13 protein-coding genes are annotated in these 20,949 nt (G+C 47.7%); 9 read left to right on the top strand and 4 right to left on the bottom strand.

Annotation, left to right across the window (positions count from 1 at the left end):
* Nucleotides 1-17 precede the first annotated feature (17 nt).
* Complete coding sequence (locus ABEB26_RS19730; RefSeq protein ID WP_345723771.1) at nucleotides 18-3,179, bottom strand: bifunctional cytochrome P450/NADPH--P450 reductase; 3,162 nt, start codon at nucleotides 3,177-3,179, stop codon at nucleotides 18-20.
* A gap of 176 nt (nucleotides 3,180-3,355) precedes the next feature.
* On the opposite strand from ABEB26_RS19730, the gene ABEB26_RS19735 reads away from it, so the two are divergent.
* The gene (locus tag ABEB26_RS19735) at nucleotides 3,356-3,958 is read left to right on the top strand and encodes a TetR/AcrR family transcriptional regulator (RefSeq protein WP_345723772.1); all 603 of its coding nucleotides are present in this window, start codon (nucleotides 3,356-3,358) and stop codon (nucleotides 3,956-3,958) included.
* Here ABEB26_RS19735 and galA read toward each other — a convergent pair.
* Complete coding sequence (galA, locus tag ABEB26_RS19740) at nucleotides 3,955-6,732, bottom strand: beta-galactosidase GalA (RefSeq protein ID WP_345723773.1); 2,778 nt, start codon at nucleotides 6,730-6,732, stop codon at nucleotides 3,955-3,957. The two genes, ABEB26_RS19735 and galA, sit on opposite strands and share 4 nt — an antisense overlap.
* Before the next feature lie 566 nt (nucleotides 6,733-7,298).
* On the bottom strand, nucleotides 7,299-7,946 hold the full coding sequence (locus tag ABEB26_RS19745; protein ID WP_345723774.1) for a class I SAM-dependent methyltransferase: 648 nt from the start codon (nucleotides 7,944-7,946) through the stop codon (nucleotides 7,299-7,301).
* Between the two features lie 96 nt (nucleotides 7,947-8,042).
* Here ABEB26_RS19745 and ABEB26_RS19750 point away from each other — a divergent pair, with 96 nt between their 5' ends.
* Together ABEB26_RS19750 and ABEB26_RS19755 are read left to right on the top strand one after the other, a co-directional pair.
* Nucleotides 8,043-9,593, top strand: a complete 1,551-nt coding sequence (locus tag ABEB26_RS19750) for a glycoside hydrolase family 43 protein (protein ID WP_345723775.1) — start codon at nucleotides 8,043-8,045, stop codon at nucleotides 9,591-9,593.
* Between the two features lie 102 nt (nucleotides 9,594-9,695).
* Entirely contained in the window at nucleotides 9,696-10,625 is a 930-nt protein-coding gene (locus tag ABEB26_RS19755; protein ID WP_345723776.1) for a TrmH family RNA methyltransferase, read from the top strand.
* A 184-nt stretch (nucleotides 10,626-10,809) separates the two neighbouring features.
* Here the strand turns inward: ABEB26_RS19755 and ABEB26_RS19760 are convergent, their stop codons facing one another.
* A complete protein-coding gene (locus ABEB26_RS19760) occupies nucleotides 10,810-12,117 on the bottom strand; it encodes an SAVED domain-containing protein (protein WP_345723777.1) in 1,308 nt (435 codons plus the stop codon).
* A gap of 448 nt (nucleotides 12,118-12,565) precedes the next feature.
* On the opposite strand from ABEB26_RS19760, the gene ABEB26_RS19765 reads away from it, so the two are divergent.
* The 6 genes from ABEB26_RS19765 to ABEB26_RS19790 are packed head-to-tail and all read left to right on the top strand — an operon-like array spanning nucleotide 12,566 to nucleotide 20,909.
* Nucleotides 12,566-14,245: a Cas10/Cmr2 second palm domain-containing protein gene (locus ABEB26_RS19765; protein WP_345723778.1), complete on the top strand. Its 1,680-nt coding sequence runs from the start codon at nucleotides 12,566-12,568 to the stop codon at nucleotides 14,243-14,245.
* On the top strand, nucleotides 14,242-14,877 hold the full coding sequence (locus ABEB26_RS19770) for an RAMP superfamily CRISPR-associated protein (protein WP_345723779.1): 636 nt from the start codon (nucleotides 14,242-14,244) through the stop codon (nucleotides 14,875-14,877). The genes ABEB26_RS19765 and ABEB26_RS19770 overlap by 4 nt, the downstream gene beginning before the upstream one ends.
* Nucleotides 14,874-16,445: an RAMP superfamily CRISPR-associated protein gene (locus tag ABEB26_RS19775; RefSeq protein WP_345723780.1), complete on the top strand. Its 1,572-nt coding sequence runs from the start codon at nucleotides 14,874-14,876 to the stop codon at nucleotides 16,443-16,445. Before ABEB26_RS19770 ends, ABEB26_RS19775 begins: the two co-directional genes overlap by 4 nt.
* A 1-nt stretch (nucleotide 16,446) precedes the next feature.
* Nucleotides 16,447-17,991 (top strand): RAMP superfamily CRISPR-associated protein, encoded by a 1,545-nt coding sequence (locus ABEB26_RS19780; RefSeq protein WP_345723781.1) that lies wholly within the window; start codon nucleotides 16,447-16,449, stop codon nucleotides 17,989-17,991.
* Nucleotides 17,984-18,619, top strand: a complete 636-nt coding sequence (gene csx19 / locus ABEB26_RS19785; protein WP_345723782.1) for a type III-D CRISPR-associated protein Csx19 — start codon at nucleotides 17,984-17,986, stop codon at nucleotides 18,617-18,619. Before ABEB26_RS19780 ends, csx19 begins: the two co-directional genes overlap by 8 nt.
* A complete protein-coding gene (locus tag ABEB26_RS19790) occupies nucleotides 18,603-20,909 on the top strand; it encodes a TIGR03986 family type III CRISPR-associated RAMP protein (protein ID WP_345723783.1) in 2,307 nt (768 codons plus the stop codon). The genes csx19 and ABEB26_RS19790 overlap by 17 nt, the downstream gene beginning before the upstream one ends.
* The last annotated feature ends 40 nt before the right edge of the window (nucleotides 20,910-20,949 follow it).

Raw genomic sequence — 20,949 nt, forward strand, 5'->3', positions numbered from 1 at the left:
ATGATTAATTAAGCTTTCTAGCCAAAAACGTCAGCAACATAGCGACCTACTTGCTCAAGTTCGGCAAGCCAGGCCAGGCCTGCTGCTTGCTCACTACCAGTCGCTTCGGCGTAAATTTGTGCCAAGGTTTCGCGCACTGCTGGAGCCATATAACGGCCATCGCCACACACCGCAATAACTGCGCCCTGTTCAATTAAGCTCCAAACATACTGGCGTTCTTGCCAGATTCGATGTTGCACAAAGCTGACTTCATCAACTGGCTGGCGATAGAATGCAGGGAAGAATTCCAAGACTCCAGCTTGCTGCCAAGCCTGAATCTGCTCATGATAAAGTAGATCAACCTCAGGATGGTCGCAGCCAAAGAAGAGTGTATTCGGGCCAAGTGCTTCGCCTTGGGCTTGGCGAGCGATTCGCTCTTGGATAAAACCACGAAATGGTGCTAAACCAGTGCCTGCACAAATCATTAGTAATGGTGTGCTGTTGTCGCTTGGTGGGCGGAATGGAATATGCGGCTGACGCAAGCTTACCGCAATGTGATCGCCAACCTGCAAACGGGCCAAATAACTTGAACCTGTGCCATAGAACTGGCCCTTCCCCGACCACGCTGGGGCATCGACCACCGCCACGGTTAGGCTGGCTTGATTTGGATTGACCAACGGTGACGATGAAATTGAGTATTGGCGCACTCGCATTGCTGGCAATAGCTCTAAAAATTCGCCAAAATCAAGCACTGATGATGGATATTGCTCAAGCAAATCCAACAAGCTGCGGCGTTTTTGCAAAATCTCATTGGCATAGCCTTCGTGATCAGCGGCCAATGTCGCTAAATGAATTTGGTGCGGTGGACAAATATTCTTTTGCGCCAATAACTCCAAATCGCGCTGGGTGGCCGGAGTGGCTAATTCAACATGGCTGCTTAGCAATTCGCCTAGGCTGATTGGTCGATCAATTGGCAAGTTGGCGGCTCCACGATTTGCACGCAAAATCACAGTTTGCTCAGGTTTTAAGCCAAAATGTTTGCACGCCCGCTCGATCAGGCTGGGGTGATTTTGCGGCAAGATCGCCAAATAATCTCCAGCTTGGTATTGTAATTCGCTTGGCAAACTCACTTCGATGTGACGTTTTGAGCGACCTAAGGGCGAATTGAGATCAACTAATTCGCGATTTTCGAGCACGCTAGCAAACCCGAAGCCCGTTTGTTGGGCCAATTGAGCGCTGCTTAATGGCAGTAATTCAACCTCGTACAGTGGCTTGCTGCTAATTTCTGCGCTTGCGATTGCAAATGTTTGGTTGTGAGTTTGCCAAAACGACGCATACCAACGCTCAAAATCGCCAAAGAAATCGCTGCGGGCATCAGCTGCACCACGTTCAAGCAAACGTTCGGCTCCAGCGGCCTGCAAGTGCTGATTAATTTGGCTGGGCACAGCTTGGTAGGTGCTCTGCCAATCGCGGTTGCCACAGCCAAAAACACTGTAGCGCACACCTTTGAGCGAGTTTGGCGCAACCCTAGCCAACCATTGACAGAAGGCTAGGGCATTATCGGCAGGCTGGCCGTTGTACGAAGCTGCTACGATACTGACTGCCCCAGTCGTTGGTAATTTATTGACATAATCATTGAGTGCGGCCACGGTTGTTTGATAACCACGGGCCTCACCATCCCTGGCAATGCGGCGGGCGAAGGCTTCGGAGGAGCCAGAGTTGGAGCCATAGAGCACCAGCAATGGCGTGTTGTGTTGGGCTTGATTTGGGCTTGATTGAATTGCTAGATCTGGCTGAGTTGGCTTGTTGCTACGCACGATGATTTTGTGAACACGGGCGCGAACCGTCAAGCCTTCAGGTTTGAGCGTCAGAGTTTCTTTGACATGTAAATGATAGGGTTTCGGTTGCGATAACTCAAAGCGTTGCAGCATCATTGCTAAAACCAAGGTGGCCTCTTGCATGGCGAATGAACGTCCAATACAGGCGCGTTGGCCATTGCCAAACGGCTTCCAAGCGTGCTCAGGGATTTGTTCCCGCACTTCGGGCGCAAAGCGATCGGGGTCAAATTGGTTGGGGTTGTGCCAAACTTTGGGGTCGCGGTGCAAGGTTGGCAACAAGGCGAGGAATTTTTCGCCCTGCTTAACTGGAAAGCCGCCAATGCTGGTATCGTGCTTGGCATAAACCCCAAATACTGGTGCGGTTGGCCAGAGCCGCAAGGTTTCGCGCAAAATTTGGTCAAGATAGCCAAGTTTGGCCAAATCTTCGTAGCGTGGCAATCGATCACCGAGCACTTGATCGACGATGGCTTGAGCACGTTGCAAAATTTCGGGTTGTTGGAGCAAAAAGTAGGTTGCAAACGAGAGCAGGCCGCTGGTGGTTTCGTGACCAGCAATCAAAAATGTTACCAGTTGATTGCGAATATTGGCATCATCTAAGCCTTCACCTGTGATCGAATCTTTGGCATTGAGCATTAATCCCAATAAATCGTTGGGAACTTCGTTGCTTGGCAAACTGCGCCGTTTAGCAATTAATTCATCGGTGATTCCGTGCATATACTGCATATCGGCTGCATATTGGCGCTGGGTTGAGCGCATTAATTTTGTTTGAATTGATAAACGGCGGGCGCGTGCTCCAGCCTCGGCCAAAGCTCTCACCATCGCTTCTACAAATGGATGCATTTCGCGTTGATAAAACGAATTAAAACGATAGCCAAACCCACATAAGGCAATTGTATCAAGCGTCAGGCGCGTCATATTATCGGCCACATCAAAATCAGTTTCTGGCCCTTGACGCTCCCATTTGGTAAATAATTGGTCGGCAATATCGAGCATGTCATCGAAATAATTGCGCATGCTGGCTGGTCCAAAGGCTGGCATCAATAAACGATGGGCTTTGCTCCAATTGGCTTCCTCGGTATAGGCCGTAAACAAGCCATCACCAGCAAAATCGCGAATTTGAATCAATGGCCCATGCAATAATTTATCGAAGCGTTGTTGATCGCTAATTTCAGCCACAAGTTCAGCTGAAGAAACGACCAATACCGTGCGATTGGGAAAACTCACGCGGAAAATTGGCCCGTAATGCTGAGCCAGTTTCATCAAATTCTGGACAGGCGTTTCCATTCCAATATCAGGCACATTGCCGACGATTGGGCGGGTTGGTGGTTGGGGAATAGAACGAATTGGGCTGGAAATACTCATTAAACGAGCCTCCCTTGCTGCAATGCTGGCCTGTACAGGTCGCCGCGAACTATCAACTATCTTTCTTGGTACTGTTAAGTACCAGCTGGTTTTATGCTATCATCAGCTTCTGGTACTGTCAAGTACCAAGAAATTAAGCTAGTATGAGTAGCGAGTGGTTCAACGACGAGGTTGCTATGACCGAACAAGTAACAGAGGCCGAATATCGTAGCCGCCTGATGGATGGAATGGCGGCGGCGGTGGCTGAAAAAGGCTATGCCGAAACAACGATTGCCGATATTGTGCGTTTGGCGCGAGTTTCCAAGCGCACCTTTTACCAACATTTTGCCAGCAAAGAGGATTGTTTATTGGCACTTTATACGGCTGCTACCGATCAATTAATCGATGTGATTCGACGGGCAATCGAGGGTGCGCACGATATGCATTCGCGGGTGCGCTGTGCTCATCGCGCTTATTTACAACGGATCAAAGAGCATCCATTGTTGATGCGTACCTTGTTTATTGAGATTTTGGCGGCGGGAACGCGAGGCTTGCAAGTGCGGCGGGCGGCCAATCAACGCTTTGCCGATTTATTGCGGGCCACCGGAGCCGATCAACACTATGATTCGCCGCAAAAACGCCACATTACCCCAGCCTTGGCGATGGCAATTGTTGGGGGAATTAACGAATTAATTTTGCAGGCGATGGAGAGCGATCAAATTGAGCAATTGTTGGAAATCGAAGAGCCAGCTACCGCCTTGTTAGAAGCAGTGCTGGCTCACCCAATTGTTGACGATTAATCGAACTTAAGTGTTGTTGTGCCTAACTCGGGGTTGCTCGCACTGAGGCTAATTGGCTGATCGCCGCCAGTATGTTGTACGATGACTTGGGCTAGGCCGTTGAAGACGCGGCGTTGCCAAGTGGCGGCTGGCTCGATCACCTGCACAACGCCAGGCTCACGATTGGGGAAATCCCAGATAGTAGCTTTTTTGATCCAGCGTCCAGTCACCAGATAGTCGTTTTGGCCTGGATGCACCAGTTCATGGCTTAATTCAAGCGCTTGATCGCCCTGTTCAAGCGCAATGTCGCTGGCGATTAGTTGGCCGTTGATATAGATGCTGTAGTCGTGGGCTATGCTTTTGCTGAACAAGCGAATGCTGCTGGCTGCGCTGTACTGTGGTAGCTCGAAGCTGCCACGCAACAGAATATAGGCCTGAGGATTAGTCTGTTGATCGTTGTTGTGATGGAAAAAGGCTGGCTGCCACGTTTGGGCTTCGGCTCCTAGCGCTCGCTCCAAGCCTGCAGGCAACTCGGCCACGGTTTGCTCGGCATTAATCTGGATTGGGCAAAGTTGGTAGCTGGCATGATATTGCTCAGGCTCGTGGCTAGCCGGATCGCCGTTGCCAACCCCTAAAAGCTTGGCCGAACCCATTAATTGTAGATCGAGCAGCTGATTGGCGGTTGGCACAATCTGGCCATGATCATCGCACACTTGCAAGGTGACAACCGCTAGATCGCCTGCTTGTTGGAGTTGACCATAATCGAGCAATAGTTGAATTTGGCTGGCTGCTTGGCTGGTGCGCAGGCTAGCACTGAGCACTTCCACCCCGTTGTTATAGCCACGCGCTAACAATTCGCCTGGTTGATAGGCAACTTCCCATTGTTGGTGGCCGTTTTCGGGCATTGGGCGGCGGCCAAGACTTTCGCCATTCAGCCATAACTCCACTTCTTGGCAATTGCTATAAATTGGCATGCTTTTCACGTGACCGAGATCGTTCGGCCAATCCCAGTGATAGCCAATGTGTAAAACTGGTTGCTGGCCCCACCAAGCCTTGGTGTAGTAGGCAATATCTTTGGGGAAACCACATAGATCAAAAAAGCCAAATTGACTGGCAACTGCTGGCCATTCAAAGGGCGTTGGCTCACCTCGATAATCAAAGCCTGTCCAATAGAATAGCCCAGCCAAGAATGGTCGTTTGACATAAAATTGCCAGCCAAACTCCGTATCGGCGTAGCCATCGCCGCTGGGACAAGGCGCTAAATGACCACGACTGGCATCGGTTTGGTAGATCCCGCGGGTACCGTAGGTGTTACTTTCCTCGGTGCCAACGCTCGCCTGCCATGGGAATTTGGCATGATGGGCATCAATATCGCCGTGTAAAATATAATTGTAGCCAACCACATCGGTCACCATGCCGATGCCTGTATCCCAGCCGCCGCTAGAAGCGATTGTGAAAAGGCGGGTATGGTCGAATTGACGGGCAAAATTTTGCATGGTGCTGGCGATGCGTGCACCGATAATCGTGCCCTCGATCGCCCATTCTTCGTTGCCCAACGACCACAAAATGACTGAAGGATGATTGCGATAACGCTTGATTAGCTGCTCAACATGGCGCAAATGCTCAGGATTCGTGCCCATCAAGCGATTTTCGTTCAGCACCAACATGCCCAAACGATCGCAGGCAGCGAGGAATTCGGGCGTTGGCGGATTGTGCGAGGTACGAATCGCGTTATGATTAAATTCCTGCAAGCGTTTGATTCGATATTCTTGCAAGCTATCGGGAATCGCCGTGCCAACTCCCGCGTGATCTTGGTGCTGATTGCTGCCAACCAACTTGACCGAACGCCCATTCAAGAAAAAGCCCTGATCAGGATCAAAGCGAATGCTGCGAATGCCAAAGATTGTCTGATAGCTATCGATCGCCTGTTCGCCGAGCAGCACGGTGGTAGTTAATTGATACAAATGTGGGCTGGCGAGATCCCAGAGTTGTGGATTATTGAGGGTGTGCTTGTGGCTAAATTCAGCGCTTTGGCCTGCAGCCAGTTGATAATTGGCACTTTGGGCTTGCAGCACAGCGCTAACAGCAGGATCGCTGATTGTTTCCAGCAAGCTAAATTCGATTGGATGTTGGCTTTCGTTGACAACGGTTGTTTGGATGGTGAGCGTGGCGCTAGCTTCATGAATTTCGCTGGTGACGAAGGTGCCATAGCGAGCGACATGCACTTGAGCGGTTTTGCTCAACCACACATGGCGGTAAAGTCCAGCGCCTTCATAAAACCAACCTTCTTCAGTTGTGGCATCGGCGCGTACTACCACCACATTTTGGCCGCCATAATTCAGATAATCGCTGATATCGTAGCTAAAACTGGTGTAGCCGCTTGGCTCGTTGCCTAGATAAAAGCCGTTGACCCAAACTTTGGAATCGCGATGCACCCCATCGAATTCGAGGCTGATGCGTCGCCCAAGATCGTCGGCGGGAATTGTAAAGCTTTTGCGATACCAGCCAATGCTATTGGCGGGAAACTTGCGGCCAATCGCTTTGTAGCCATGGCTATGGCTCGCCCGTTGATCGAATGGTAATTCAACACACCAATCGTGAGGCAGATCGAGCAAACGCCAAGCCCGATCATCGAACTTGGCAGAGGCCGCGCCATCGCCATAGCCAGCCTTGGCCAGAAACGAAAAATGACTTGTATCAAGCTGAAAATCTTGGGCGGGGTCGAAGGCATGGCCGAGGGCAAAACGCCAGCCGTAATCAAACAGAATCCGTTCGCGGGGTGGGTTGCTAATCATCGCTGATGCTCCATGCTGCTGTACATCGTTGTTTGCCAAGCAGCGCTTAGTTGTAATAGTTTATACCCCCCTCACCCCCAGCCCCTCTCCCACTGCGGCGGGCGAGGGGAGCCGACTGAATTGATTCCCCCTCGCCTCGCGTGCGGGAGAGGGGGTTAGGGGGTGAGGGAACGAAATAGATTGCTAGCCTAATAAACTACTACACTGTGTTGTTCAAAGCTTACGCTAACGCAATACTTTAACCAGCAAGTCTACAGGCTATTTTACTAAAATTCTTCTAAAAAATAGCCTATGTTTCAAGATCAGCTAAGATTGTTGAGAGATCTCCTTACGCTTAATAAAGGTGTTTTTTTTGTAATTATTTCTGAGCACCACCCTTCCGTCCCGCATCGAGGCGGGAGACACAGGGGGGTTTAATTCCCCTGTACCCCCTCAAGGACAATTATTGGATAGTATGGATTCATTGATGAACTATGAGATCATTGGCGGGAATATAAGAACCTGTCACCCAAGGAGCGGGCAAGGGGCTTTTTGATTTGATGGGTTTTTCTGAGTTGGCGCAACGATCAACGCCAGCCTGCAAAGAGCGCTACGCTGCCGATGCGCTTAATTTCATAGCGTTGAAAAGCTTGTTGCAGCATTGTTTCAAGCTTGGCGAGGGTATCAGTTTGGTTGGCGAAAATTTGGCGCTGATTGTAAATACCCATCAACCGCCGGGCCGCAGCGCTATGAAATGGCTCAATGGCGCTTAAAATCGTTGCCCCAAACAGCACGCCATTGGGAGTTAATAGCTCGGCCAGCCGTTGCAGCACCGCGCCTTTGATCGCAGGCGTGCCAGCGATGCAATGCAAAATATAGCCCAAACCAATCGAATCAAAACATTCAGTTAGTGGCAATGCTTGCATAATCGAAGCACGAACGGCCTGCGGTTGCCACTCGCTGAGATTGGCTGACGCTTGGATTAAGCACTCAGGATTAACATCGAGCAGCACCAATTTGCTTAATTGCTGTTGATTCAGGGTTTCGCGCAATAACAAACCGCTGCCTGGCCCAATATCCAAGTGCTGGTTGCCGAGATGTTGGCGATACCATGTAACTAAATTGGGCTTGGGGCAACGCCAAATAAAACTATCTGAGATGCCATGAACTAGAAAATCGTAGAACTTTAAAAGGTTGTTGTTGTAGATACGCGCACTAGCTGGTAAATCGCTCATTAATTGCTCCCAAAACACCTAAAACTTTCAATTGCATCTTAACAAATTTCTGCTAAAAAATAACTAATAAAAACGTTTCCATGTGTGAGGAACACTATGCAACGCCACTTTCACAATCCAATTATGCCGGGCTTCTATCCAGATCCAGCAATTTGTCGGGTAGGCGAAGATTATTATCTGATTCACTCGACCTTTGAATATTTTCCAGGCGTGCCGATTCACCATAGCCGCGATTTGGTACATTGGCAGCAAATTGGCCATATTTTAGATCGTCCCTCGCAACTCAACCTCGACGAAATTCATCCATCAGCAGGAATTTTTGCCCCAACTATCAGCTATCACGCTGGCACATTTTACATGATTACCACCTTGATTGCTGGTAAAGAGCGTCATGGCAATTTTATCGTGACCGCTCAATCACCAGCTGGGCCATGGTCAGACCCCTATTGGCTTGATGCTGATGGAATCGATCCCTCGCTCTTCTTTGAAGATGGTCGGGCTTGGTATGTGGGCAATCGTGGCAAAGCCAACCCCGAATACGAAGGTCAGTGCGAAATTTGGCTGCAAGAGCTTGATTTGACGACAATGCAATTGATTGGTGAACAATCGGTGCTGTGGCGGGGAGCGCTCAACGGTGTGATTTGGACGGAAGGGCCACATCTTTACAAAATTCATGATTGGTATTATTTGGTGATTGCCGAGGCTGGCACGGAATACAATCATGCGGTAACGATTGCCCGCAGCAGCGAATTGACCCAAGGCTATGTAGGTTATCCAGCCAATCCAATTTTGACCCATCGCCAACTTGGCCGCGATTATCCGGTGATGGGCACGGGCCATTCTGATCTGGTGCAAACCCAAAATGGCGAATGGTGGCTAGTGCTGCTAGCGATGCGCCCATATGGTGGCGGTTTCTATAATCTTGGGCGTGAAACCTTTTTAGCTCCGGTTCAGTGGGAACAAGGTTGGCCGTTGATTAGCCCGGGTACTGGTAAGGTTGAATTGAGCTACCCTGCGCCTGATTTGCCGCTGCAACGCTGGCCAGTTCAAGCTGCCTGCGACCATTTTGATGGCGATAGTTTGGCCATGTACTGGATGTTTTTGCGCACGCCGCGTTCGCAATGGTGGAGCTTGAGCGAACGGGCTGGTTGGTTGCGCATGCAGCTGCGACCTGAGCAAATCAATCAAATGGTCAACCCCAGCTTTGTTGGGCGACGGCAGCAACATATGAACTTCTTAGCACAAACTGTGCTGGAGTTTCAGCCACAACAACCGCAAGAAGTAGCAGGCATGGTGCTGATTCAAAATCATAACTATCAAGTGCAATTTGTGATTACTGGTGAGCAGCAGGCAAGCCTGATTGTTTGTCGCAATGGCGAGCAAGAATATTTGGCGCAAGTGCCAATTGCCAGCCAGCGCAGCTATTTGCGGATTGTGGCCTATGGTCAAGACTATAGCTTTTTTGTGGCTGAGCAGCCCGATGCCTGGCAACCAGTCTTCGAAAATCTTGATGGCCGCTTCTTGAGCACTCCGGTTGCTGGTGGTTTCGTGGGCACAGTGATTGGCTTGTATGCCAGTAGTCAAGGCCAAACTAGCCAAACTGTGGCCGATTTCGATTGGTTTGAATACCGCGAAATCGCCGAGTAATTGGTTGCTCTAGGCTGAATGTTTGGCGGGTGTTGGTTTTTTCGGTTAAAATACATTCCCCAGTGGGCGATTATGCTGCTACTGTGGGAGAAAGTAGCGCTCATGACCCGTAAATCGAATAAACCTAAACGCCCGCCAACAAGCCCACAACGCCCTACGCGACCACCTGCCAAACGCCCAGAACGCTCGCATCAAGCGCATAAACCTGCGCCGCAAGGGCAAAAACCAACCATGGAGCTGGAGCAAACCGTTTTGCCCGATATTGTCAAAGAAATTCGTCAATTGCGCTCGCGCGATGCTCGCGATCGGACGGGAACCTACTATATCGAAGGTGCGCGAATCGTTGCCCAAGCGATTAATGCTGGTTTGCCACTGGAAATTGGGGCAATCTCTCTAGAATTGCTTTCGCGCACCGAGCATTCTGCTGGCACTGTCAGCGCTTTGCGCAAAGCTGCCAAACAGATGGTTGAACTCTCGGCGAGTGCCTTTGCAGGCATTTCATTCAAAGAAAATCTGCAAGGCATCGGGGCCGTGGTCAAATTGCAGCAAGAGCCGTTGAGCAATGTTCAATTGGTTGATCGACCTTGGGTCGCTTTGAACGGAGTTGGTAATCCTGGCAACTTGGGCGCAATTATGCGTACCTGTGATGCAGTTGGTTGCGAAGGCCTGATTCTGATTGGCGACACGACCGATCCCTATCATCCAGCGGCGATTCGCGCCAGCATGGGTTCGTTGTTTGCCTTACGCATGGTGCGCACGACCTTCGATGAATTTGCCCAATGGAAACAAACCAATGGCTATCATGTGATTGGCACGACTCCCGATGTTGAGCAAGAATACCAAACGATTAGCTACCCAAGCCCCGCCATTTTGCTGATGGGCAGCGAGCGCTTGGGTTTATCGGTTGGCGAGCAAAGCGTCTGCGATACCTTGGTGCGTATTCCAATGGCTGGCACCTGCGATTCACTGAATTTAGGGGTGGCGACCAGCATTGTGTTGTATGAGATGTTTCGCCAACAACGCCTAGCCTAATCGAAGCATACTCAAGTTTGGCATCCGACTGGCTGAATTAAGCTAGTCGGATTTTTTATGGCTAAAACTACAAACGTCCCAGTTGGGCCGCTTGTAGGAGAGAAGAGTGTGTGTGAGGAGGAAGGATTTGTTTGTAGTATGCCAGCACTAGCTTACAGTTAAATTAACGAGTGCCATAGCTGATCTAGCGATTTGGATTAGCCTGCGCGATGATTGGGAAATTGATTAGTTGATAAGTACAATCGGGTTCTGTTGGTTCCGTTGCTGCTTTTATATGCTCATGAAAGAGCCACGACCGATAGCCATTGAGGCGTTGTCCTAATAAAACGATTAAGGCGACTGGTGCTGAAATAAGTAATTGATAGGTCTGATAGCGTTTTGGCAATTTGCTAATTGTAGAGATAATAAAACTAACAATTTCTGAAGCTTGATTTGAGTCGGTAATTTCTAAAATATGATGATCTTTTGGGTAAATACTGATAATAATCCCGATATCTTTGATATATTTACTGCTATAGATATTCATTTCTTGGATTACTAAATTGCTTGGCTGTGAGTTTACGATGCATATGTTTAATATGCAATTTGTTAAGTTTTCATCAAAAGTATGCATACTATACTCTAAACGATCTGATGGATTTGCATGGATTGAAAGTTGCCACTCATTATCATAATTTAATACTTTGAGCTTATATGCTGATGTTCGATAGAAAATTGAACCGAAGAGTAAGGCAGGAAAATAGCCTAAACACTTTGTACTTAGGGTTAATGGATGGACATCACCAATCCATTCTCTGAGATCATATAATGCTTCTTGTCCTCGTTCCCAAGTATCAGCCTTCGGATTAACATTTTGTTGATAAGCATACCAATCAAGGGCTAAATCGGCCTCAATTGGTGGGTTAAAAGGCCGTTCTGATTGAAATTCAAGCGCTAGAGCATTGGAATTGTGCTTAAATTTATCAGCTATAAGCTGCTTGGCAAGCGCTTTGGCATGAGCTTGGGCAGTATTTTTACTATCGATTGATTTACCCTGATCTGAATTAACGAGACTTTTGCATATATATTGGTAAGCTGGATGAATCGAGGCTAGATTTTCGGTAAAAACGACTTTTTGTTGCGCGATATTGTTTTGAATCCATGGTAATTGGATATGATCATGCTGAGCAGGTTCGCATTCATTGAACCAAACGACATAATAATCATAATCTGTGGCATATTCGCTGCGTGTAACAATGCCACGTAAATTTAGCTCAATTTCAAAATATTGACATAACTCGCTCTTATTGGTTGGTAACCAAACTCTTGGTGGAGATTTTTCAAGAAGCTTCTTTTCAGAGTTATAGAAATTGTTGGTTGTTATAGTTCCATAATTGATACCAGCGACAACCCCAACTGGAGAATTATCTATATTAATGACTGAAGACGGTTGATTTGGATCGTCACTGTTTTGGGGAAGCGATGATGGTTGCGATTCTGCTTCATTTTGCATCGATAAGGCTCCTCATGCTAGCTAAGATAAAGTTCGAACAAGAGTATCTAAAATTCCTTTTTACATAGTGATAGAACTTGCTATGGATATTTTATCATTCCTGACAAGCTCTATAAGCTTTTAAAACTACAAACGGCCCAGTTGGGCCGCTTGTAGGAGAGAAGAGTGTGTGTGAGGAGGAAGGATTTGTTTGTAGTATGCCAGCGCTAGCTTACGGCCATCCTAACGAGAATCATTCGTGATACTCCTATGTTTGGTATAGCCCAATGACCTAGATTGAGCCTGACTGATGGGGTATTGGTATAAAATTAACCTTTACAACCGTACCATTATAACTGTAAGATTGTGTCAGCCACAAAAGCTAATTAATTAGCTAAGGTGGTGTTTGCTATTATCAGATGTATCCGGCGGTTATCAATAGTTTGTCGATAGTAGAAAGGGTATTGGTATGACCCAAACAAACGCAGTGGTTGTATATATCAAGACGAGTGGAATTCAAGAGTATATTTTTAGTAGTAACCGTCTCCGTGAGAATATTGGCGCTTCCTATAGCATCAAACTGGCTACGAGCGAACCAGATGGGATTATTAAAGGTTGGATTGATCCACCAGCAACTGAGGCGCAGGTGATTTTTGCTGGTGGTGGGCATGCTTGTATTTTATTTTATGCTAAAGCTCATGCTCAACAATGGGTACGCCAGTATAGCCTCGATATGCTCAAAAAGGCAGCTGGCTTGCGCTTTGCGGTTGGCATGTCTGCTGAGTTTGACTATAAATTTGATAACAATGATATTAAATGTTATATCAAACAAGCCCAGGCTGATGTTAATCGGGCGCAAAATGCCTATAACACCACACCCGCTACGCTTGGCTTAGGTGTGACAGTTGCCTGTCGATCAACTGGATTGGTGGCAACTCAACAAGGGAATCAGGTTGCTGGGGTTCCGCAAGATCCAGGTGATTATCCTATGTCCCGCGAGATCATGGCTAAAATCCAGTTTGCCTCACAGGCTGATGATCACGGTGACCCAGCGATGAATGACTTGCTTCAGCGAATAAATGCATTTGAGGAAATTAATAAAAAATATAGTATTCCTCGTGATTTTGATGATTTTGGTCGAACAACTGGTAAATATAGCTATTTGGCAGTTGTTCATGCTGATGGTAATGGGATTGGCAATCTGATTCGTAGCTTGGCCGAGATCGAAACGATAAATCAGCGCTATATTGACTTTTATCGTGCTCTTTCGCAGCTAATTAATCGTTTGGGTGCTTTGGCGATGAATAAATCAGTGGAGTTTCTTAGCAACATTATTACAAATGATACCTTCAAAGAATTAACTCATCACTTAGAGATTGATCGTGATACCGACAATCCATTTTTTCCACTGCGCCCGCTGGTCTATGGCGGCGATGATATTACGTTTGTGTGCGATGCTCGTGTAGCTTTTCATGTGACTCCACGATTATTAGACGAATTTACGCGGCAGAGCAAGGAATTACTTTCCAAATTGAAGCAAGCTTTTCCTGAAGAAGCCAGTTCGTTTCCACATGAGCTTAGTGCCTGTGCTGGAATTACGATTTTTCGCACCCATTATCCATTTGCTCGTGCCTATGATTTGGCTGATGAACTATGTGCCTCGGCTAAGCAACTAAGCGAGGCTGTGTCGCAGAAACAAGCTAGTGCTATGGATTGGCAAATTGCGCCAAGTGGCCGCATTGATAAGCTCGAAGCATTGCGGTATACAGAATACAGCCTAAGCACTGTTGAATCGTTGACGCTGCGGCCAGTGATGCTTGATCAGACTACTCAAACATGGCGAACATGGGCGAATGTTAAACAGTCAGTCCAAGGTTTTAGCCCGATTTGGCAAGAACGACGGAATAAATTAATTGCCTTTCAAGATATCAACCGTCAAGGTTCTCAGGCTACTAAGCAGTGGCAAACTAATTTACGCGCTCCTTTGACTTTACCCCAGTTCGCTGGTTTAGATCATCAGGATGCGTGGGCCGTTGATGATCTGGATAAATCGAGATCACCTGCTAAGCAGATTGCGCTCTATTTTGATGTAATTGAACTTATGGAGCATTATCCGCCATTGGCTGAATCATGGGAGGTAGCAGAATGACGAGCTATTATCTAAAAATTGAGTTGAAAAGTGATGCCACCTTTGGCCGTGGCGATGGCATTGCGGGCTTGGTTGATGTGGAAGTTGAACAGGATAGCTTTGGGTTGCCCTATTTACGTGGTCGCACCTTGAAGGGATTATGGCGTGAGGAGTGCGAAAACTTAATCGCCGTGCATCCCAATGGTGAGGCGTTGCAGCGAGCATGCAATACGCTTTTTGGAATTGGTGGCAGTACAACTAAAGCCACAGGCCTATTACAAGTTGGCGATGCATGTCTCCCCGATCCAGTGCGTGTGGCAGTCCAACAGGCGCAACTTAAGCCCCATGAGGTTTTAACCAGTCTAACTGGCGTGCGCCGCCAAACCAAGATTGATGACGAAGGTATTGCCGATGACTATACCTTACGGGCAATGCGGGTGATTCTGCGGACTACCACATTTATTAGCCCGATTACCTGTCCATCTCTGTCTCAAGCGCAAGAAGCAATCTTGCTGGCTGGTTGTTATGCCCTACGTCATCTTGGTACAAGTCGCAATCGTGGCCGTGGCGAGGTTGAATGTCGCCTGTTTGATCAACGAGGTAACCCACTGGATTCAACAAGGTTGCGTCAGTTTACGGAGAAATCTGCATGAATGCATTGATTGTTGATTTAGTTACAAAGCAGCCAGTCTTGGTCAGTGCGCTTGAAGGCGACCCCAATAGTGCCACCAGTTTTAGCTATATTCCAGGCAGTGTTTTGCGTGGAGCATTAATTAGCCGTTATCTACAATCAAAAGGTGCTGAGTATCAACTTGATCTAGGTAACCAGTTGTTTTTTAGTAACCAGGTGCGCTTTTTACATGCCTACCCGCTTGAATCAACTACGAACAAGCGCATGCTCCCAATGATTCAGAAGCTCGATTTACAGGATCAAGCAGTTGCTGAATCTGAAACTAAAAAAGCCAAAGAGCCAAAATATGAATGGTTTGGCGAGCACTATACCTTCGATACCGTGCGCCATTTGAATATTCACACCACCCGTAATCGGGCTAAGGGGCGCAGCTTACGTGGCAGTGGTGCGGTGTATCGCTATGTGGCAATTGCTCCGAATCAGGTTTTTCGGGCAGTTATCCTTGGTGATTCTATTGATCTGCAGGTGCTGGAAGCATTATTGCGTGATCAACCACGTTTATATATGGGCAAAGCGCGTAGTGCTGGCTATGGCGAGAGTCAGATTATCAAGCTAGAGCATAATCAAACGTGGCATGAATTACCGTATGCTCCAACCAATTCACTTCCAACGACTGAAACCGTGACAATGACCTTACTGAGTGATGCAATTATTCGCGATCAATATGGCCAATATGGTCGGATTGGGGCTGACCCAACTGGTTTGGCAGCTAGTTTTGGCTTACAAGCAGGCCAACTTGATCTCAAAGCCTCAAAATTACGCTATACCGTGCTTGGTGGTTTTAATCGCACGTGGGGCTTGCCCTTGCCACAAACTCCAGCCGTAGCTGCTGGCAGTGTGTTGGTTTGGCAGCAGGCACGTGCCGATTGGCCAGCCCTCGTCGAACAAGGCATTGGCGAACGGCGCAACGAAGGTTTTGGCCGCATTAGCCTTGATGCAGCGCTGCAAGGGCATGTAATTAATCTGCAAAACAACCAGCCGAGCATTAACTCGAACGGTGGGCTTTTGCCGATAAAATCTACCCAAACCGGCTTCTTCGTTGATGAATCGAGCAAACTGTTGCACCTGATGGGTCAACGCTTGATTCGCCAACGGCTGGATCAACGGTTAATCGAGTTGATTGGGGATTACCAAATCAAGCGTCAAGCGGATTCACGCAATAGTTTATTTGGGCGAGTTGAGTTATGGTGCCGAGCCTTACTAACCAACATTCAAACTGTGGCGCTGCATCAAACAGCGAATACCTCGGTTGATTCGGTTTTTGCGACATTTCGAGAAACAATTGATCAAACTGCTCAAATTGCTCGTCAGCATTTACACGCAACCAGCTTGGCTAATGGGCAATCGTTGGAAACGCTACTGAAACTTGACATTGCTGAGCTACTTGAGCTTTGGCAGGTTGAGCGCTTACAACTTGGTGATCATCTGGCCCAACTCACCCCCCAACTTGCTTTGGAATACCATGCCCGCTTGATTATTGCAATTGTAACAATGGCTCGCAAACAGCCTTTACTGAAAAAGCGAGGTTGAGATGGCGTTTGATTTTATAGTGCCTACCAATGCCCAATTACTTTATCAAGACCGTGAAACCCGCTATATTTTTGCACGAACGTTGATTCATGGACGGCTCGAATTGCAATCGCCCACCTTGGTTAGCAATGGAGCAAGCGATTTACCAACCGATATGGCTTTGTTGCGCGATTTGGTTGAGGCTCGGGCGTTAATTCCAGGTAGCTCGATTGCTGGGGCACTGCGAGCCTATTTGAAGAAATTTGGTTACGATGCTGCTGCTTTATTTGGGGCAGAATTATCGCATGAAGCTAGTGAGGGGGATCAAAGTGCCCTCTTGGTAAGCGATGCGCTGAGTACCACGATTGTTTTATCGATGGTACGCGATGGAGTGCGAATTGATGGAGCCACCCGTACTGCTAGCGCCGGAGCCAAATACGATCTAGAGCTGTTGCCTGCTGGCACATGCTTCGACTTGTATTTTGAGCTACTGCATGAAGTGCCGTTCGATGCTGAAAAGAAATGCCCAATGTGGGATGATTCGATTAATCATAATCAACAGCGACTTGAACTATTGGCTCAGGCATTGTATGGCTTAGAAACTGAACAGATTGCCTTAGGCATGCGCAAACAGCGAGGTCTAGGCTTGTGCAAAGTCACCAATTGGCAAATTTGGCATTATCGCTTGACTGATCCTGCGCAAATGCTGAAATGGTTGGAGCTTAAGCGAGATGATCTATCAAAACCGTGGCTGGAGCTTGATCGTGATCATCCATTACAACCATTCTATAGTGGCCCAAGTATCGCGGCAGGCTTAAATTTGCCACTCGCTCAGTTGCCTCGAAGTCAATGCCAGATTCGGGTTGAATTTGGACTTGATCAATCATTGCTCATTCGTTCGGCGAGCAGTGATCCCTATGCACCTGATGATCGCTACCTCGAAACTCGTTGGGCTGATGATACCGCGTGTCCGGTGATCCCTGGCACAAGTTGGGCTGGCATTATGCGCCATCGAGCTGAGAAGATTTTGGCGACGTTCAAAAACAACGCTCAAACTCTGCTCGAGCCTGATGAATTGATCAAAGCATTATTTGGCTATGTGGCAACTGATGCTAAGGCCCGAACCAGTAAGGCTCAAAAAAGTCGGGTGCGTTTTCATGATAGTTTAATTCACCAAGCAGACATCGATTATATTCAAACGCGGATCGCGGTTGATCGCTTTACGGGCGGGCCATATCCCAGCGCTTTATTGGCTGAACAACCTGTTTGGGGCTTATCTGAAACGCAGATTGTACTCGATCTTACGATCGAAAAGTTTGAAGCTTATGATCTTGGCTTGCTCGTATTGGTGATAAAAGATTTGTGGTTGGGTGATTTGACCGTGGGTGGCGAACAAAGTATCGGGCGCGGTGTATTGGCTGGGCGCTCATTCACACTGTGGATCAACGGTGAGGATTATCAGTTTCGCCAAGCTGGCGACCAATTAACGCTTGAGCCAAAAACTGCTGAAAAATTACAAGCCTATGTGAATGCGTTCTTGGATAAAGTAGGGGTACGCTATGTTTGAAACACTGTCAATTGATCAACATAGTAATTTGATCGAATGGTTGAAAACTCAAGCCGAACGTTACAACTGCCAATGGTTGCTGGCGCATAGCCTTGATTGTGTCATCTGGGGCAAATTTGAGCAATCGAAACTCCTGTTAGGCTGTGATTCTGCAAAACTCAACTTTGAAACCTTACAACAATGCCGCATCTTTGGCCTCGCAGCCGAAGTATCGCTTTGGCATAATGGGAGCAACTGGCAAGCAACTGTGATTAAAGATCCGACTGATCCGACTGATCCGACTGATCCTGCTGAATCAGACAACTATATCGATGAATATCAAATGCTATGGGGAACGAAAATCCCCGATCCTGCCGAGCAAGAATTCGCGCCTCCACCAGGGTTTACTACCTTGGCCGATGGGATTCAAGGCATGCAACATACCTTGCCCTTGGTATTTGAGCCGCAGGAACGGTATTTTGGCCCGATTATTGTTAAAAATGCTACCCAACAGCCCAACCATCGACCAGCTCGTTTGCTGGTACGCCATATTTTAGATTTTGATCCCAATACTGGAGCCGCCTATATTCGAGCCAGCCGTTTAGTCGAATTAAGTGCTAAGGAGATTGAGCATGGCAACCGTTCCTGAACATTTGCATGATATTCCTGCCCAACGTGAGGCTTTTGCGCCCTATAATTTTATTCCACTGCCCGAAAAAGCTGTGCCTGCTGAAGTGGTTTCAGAACAACAGCGCGTTGTAGTAGAGAATGTTAATCTACAACCAAAAGAGGCTCAATATTTAGTGCGCCACGATCAATATTTTACCGATCGGCATACCGGCACAATTACTTGTACCCTCAAAACTGAAACCCCGTTATATGTGCGTTGTGGGCTAACTGCTGAAGAATTCAAACGTTCGCTACTAGAAGTTGAGCAGCAACAGCAATCGAATGAAGCACGCACGGCTCCGACCAAAAATAAACCCGATTTCTTTGCCTCGCCTGGTCAACGCGCAGTCATTCCTGGCAGTAGTTTACGCGGTTTAATGCGCAGCTTGGTCGAAATTGTGAGCCATAGCAAAATCGATTTGGTCACCCGCAAGTATTTATTTTTTCGAAGCGTTGATAAAACCAACCTTGGGGAACATTACCGCAAGCGTATGACCAACCAAATTCGGGCGGGTTTTTTGCGGTTGCAGCGTGATGGTGGGGTGATTGAAGAAACCAAATTTTATAAAATCCCAATTACTGTTTTAGAACAGCATATTCGACAACGCTATACCAACTATCGCCGTACCAAACTTCCCAACGAGCGTTATCAATCTCAAACAATTTGGGTCAAGCCGCGCAATAATCACAAAATTGCCGAAATGAGCCTGAACCAACGTCAAGGTGATGGTTGGTTGCCAGCAACCTTAGTAATTACTGGCGATGTACCTAGTAAAAAGCATGAATATGTTTTAATTCAGCAAGTACCATCACAGGTATTTCCCTTGGAGAATGAGCAACTCCAACGTTTTCATGATGAAGATCAGTTGAGCCAATGGCAAACGCAAGCATTTCCGCGCCAGCCTGGCCTGCGTGAGCGTAAGGGCCAACTTGCCAATGGAGATCCTGTATTCTTTATTGTTGATCCCTATAAACCACAGCAGGTTAGCTTTTTCGGGCGAGCGGGGATGTTTCGCTTGCCCTACACCCATAGCCCTTACGATTTGATTCCAGACCATTTGCATACTGGTGGTGCTGATGCGCCGCCAGTTGATCTAGCAGAGGCCATGTTTGGTTTTGTGCATCGCGAAGCCAATGATGCGCCTACCCAGATTACGAGTTATGCCAGCCGCTTACGCTTTAGTGATGCCAAACTGGTTAATCAACAACTTCCTGATGCAGAACTATGGGATGCAGAGATTACCCCGCCAGTTTTAGCCTCGCCCAAACCTACAACCTTCCAACACTACTTGACCCAAGATGCGACTGAGCTTAAATCGTTGCGCCATTATGGCGATGATCGCAATGACACAACCATTCGTGGCTATAAACAATACTGGCATCATGGCCAATTTGCTGCCCAAGATCGGCATAAACCTGATGTTAGTGCTGATTCAACCCAGAGCACTCGCATGCGGCCAGTTAAATCGGGGGTTGAATTTCAATTCCAGATAGCTTTTGAAAATCTGAGCGATGTTGAGCTAGGAGCCTTGATCTATGTGCTTGAACTAGCGGCTAGCCCCAACTATCGCCTGAAACTGGGCATGGGCAAGCCGTTTGGTTTTGGTTCAATTGCGATTAACTATCAGATTGCTACAACCAACCGTCAAGCCCGTTATAGCCAGTTGTTTAACCCAAGCCAGCATAATTGGCTGCGAGCTGAACGCGATTGGCTTGATGAGCAGTTGCTGGCTAAGCAGCAAGCCTTTTGTGCCTATATTTTGCAGCACAGCGGTGAGCAAGAGCGCGGCTTTAGTGAATTTAACCAAATCCCACGCATTCAACAATTGCTCGCCATGCTCGAATGGGATACGACTCGTTTTGGCCAAACTGAGCCACGGCCATGGTCTGAAGTTGTGCGTTATTTAGAGATTGAGCGTAAGGTCACTGAAGAATGGGTGATTGGTGATCCTGTGCGAGCTTACGACGAAACAGTCAATGAGTATCGGTTGCGTCCAGTGCTGCCCACCCCATTGCGCGTAATCAATCGGCCCCTGATTAAGCCAAAAAAGCCCGAAAAGCCACTTAAAGTTGGTAATGATGTTTGGGGTAAGTTGGTAGACCAAGTTGGGCGTTATTGGATTGTGCAGCTTGATAATCGTGATACAGAATTTAAAGCGATGCCCCTGGGCTCAGTTAATTCAAGAGATATGCGGATTGGTAAGCGCGTTTTAATTCGCATTAAGTCACTTGATGCTAACGGAGTGCAGGAAATTCGTAAAATTCAATAATTGGGTTTGGCGGTGGATGTTATTGGCCATTCCACCGCCA

Origin of the sequence: Herpetosiphon gulosus (assembly GCF_039545135.1) — a bacterium.
GTDB lineage: Bacteria > Chloroflexota > Chloroflexia > Chloroflexales > Herpetosiphonaceae > Herpetosiphon > Herpetosiphon gulosus.

Coding starts and splice junctions, on each gene's coding strand:
- ABEB26_RS19730 (WP_345723771.1), bottom strand. CDS start 3,179: ATGAGTATTTCCAGCCCAATTCGTTCTATTCCCCAACCACCAACCCGC.
- ABEB26_RS19735 (WP_345723772.1), top strand. CDS start 3,356: ATGACCGAACAAGTAACAGAGGCCGAATATCGTAGCCGCCTGATGGAT.
- galA (WP_345723773.1), bottom strand. CDS start 6,732: ATGATTAGCAACCCACCCCGCGAACGGATTCTGTTTGATTACGGCTGG.
- ABEB26_RS19745 (WP_345723774.1), bottom strand. CDS start 7,946: ATGAGCGATTTACCAGCTAGTGCGCGTATCTACAACAACAACCTTTTA.
- ABEB26_RS19750 (WP_345723775.1), top strand. CDS start 8,043: ATGCAACGCCACTTTCACAATCCAATTATGCCGGGCTTCTATCCAGAT.
- ABEB26_RS19755 (WP_345723776.1), top strand. CDS start 9,696: ATGACCCGTAAATCGAATAAACCTAAACGCCCGCCAACAAGCCCACAA.
- ABEB26_RS19760 (WP_345723777.1), bottom strand. CDS start 12,117: ATGCAAAATGAAGCAGAATCGCAACCATCATCGCTTCCCCAAAACAGT.
- ABEB26_RS19765 (WP_345723778.1), top strand. CDS start 12,566: ATGACCCAAACAAACGCAGTGGTTGTATATATCAAGACGAGTGGAATT.
- ABEB26_RS19770 (WP_345723779.1), top strand. CDS start 14,242: ATGACGAGCTATTATCTAAAAATTGAGTTGAAAAGTGATGCCACCTTT.
- ABEB26_RS19775 (WP_345723780.1), top strand. CDS start 14,874: ATGAATGCATTGATTGTTGATTTAGTTACAAAGCAGCCAGTCTTGGTC.
- ABEB26_RS19780 (WP_345723781.1), top strand. CDS start 16,447: ATGGCGTTTGATTTTATAGTGCCTACCAATGCCCAATTACTTTATCAA.
- csx19 (WP_345723782.1), top strand. CDS start 17,984: ATGTTTGAAACACTGTCAATTGATCAACATAGTAATTTGATCGAATGG.
- ABEB26_RS19790 (WP_345723783.1), top strand. CDS start 18,603: ATGGCAACCGTTCCTGAACATTTGCATGATATTCCTGCCCAACGTGAG.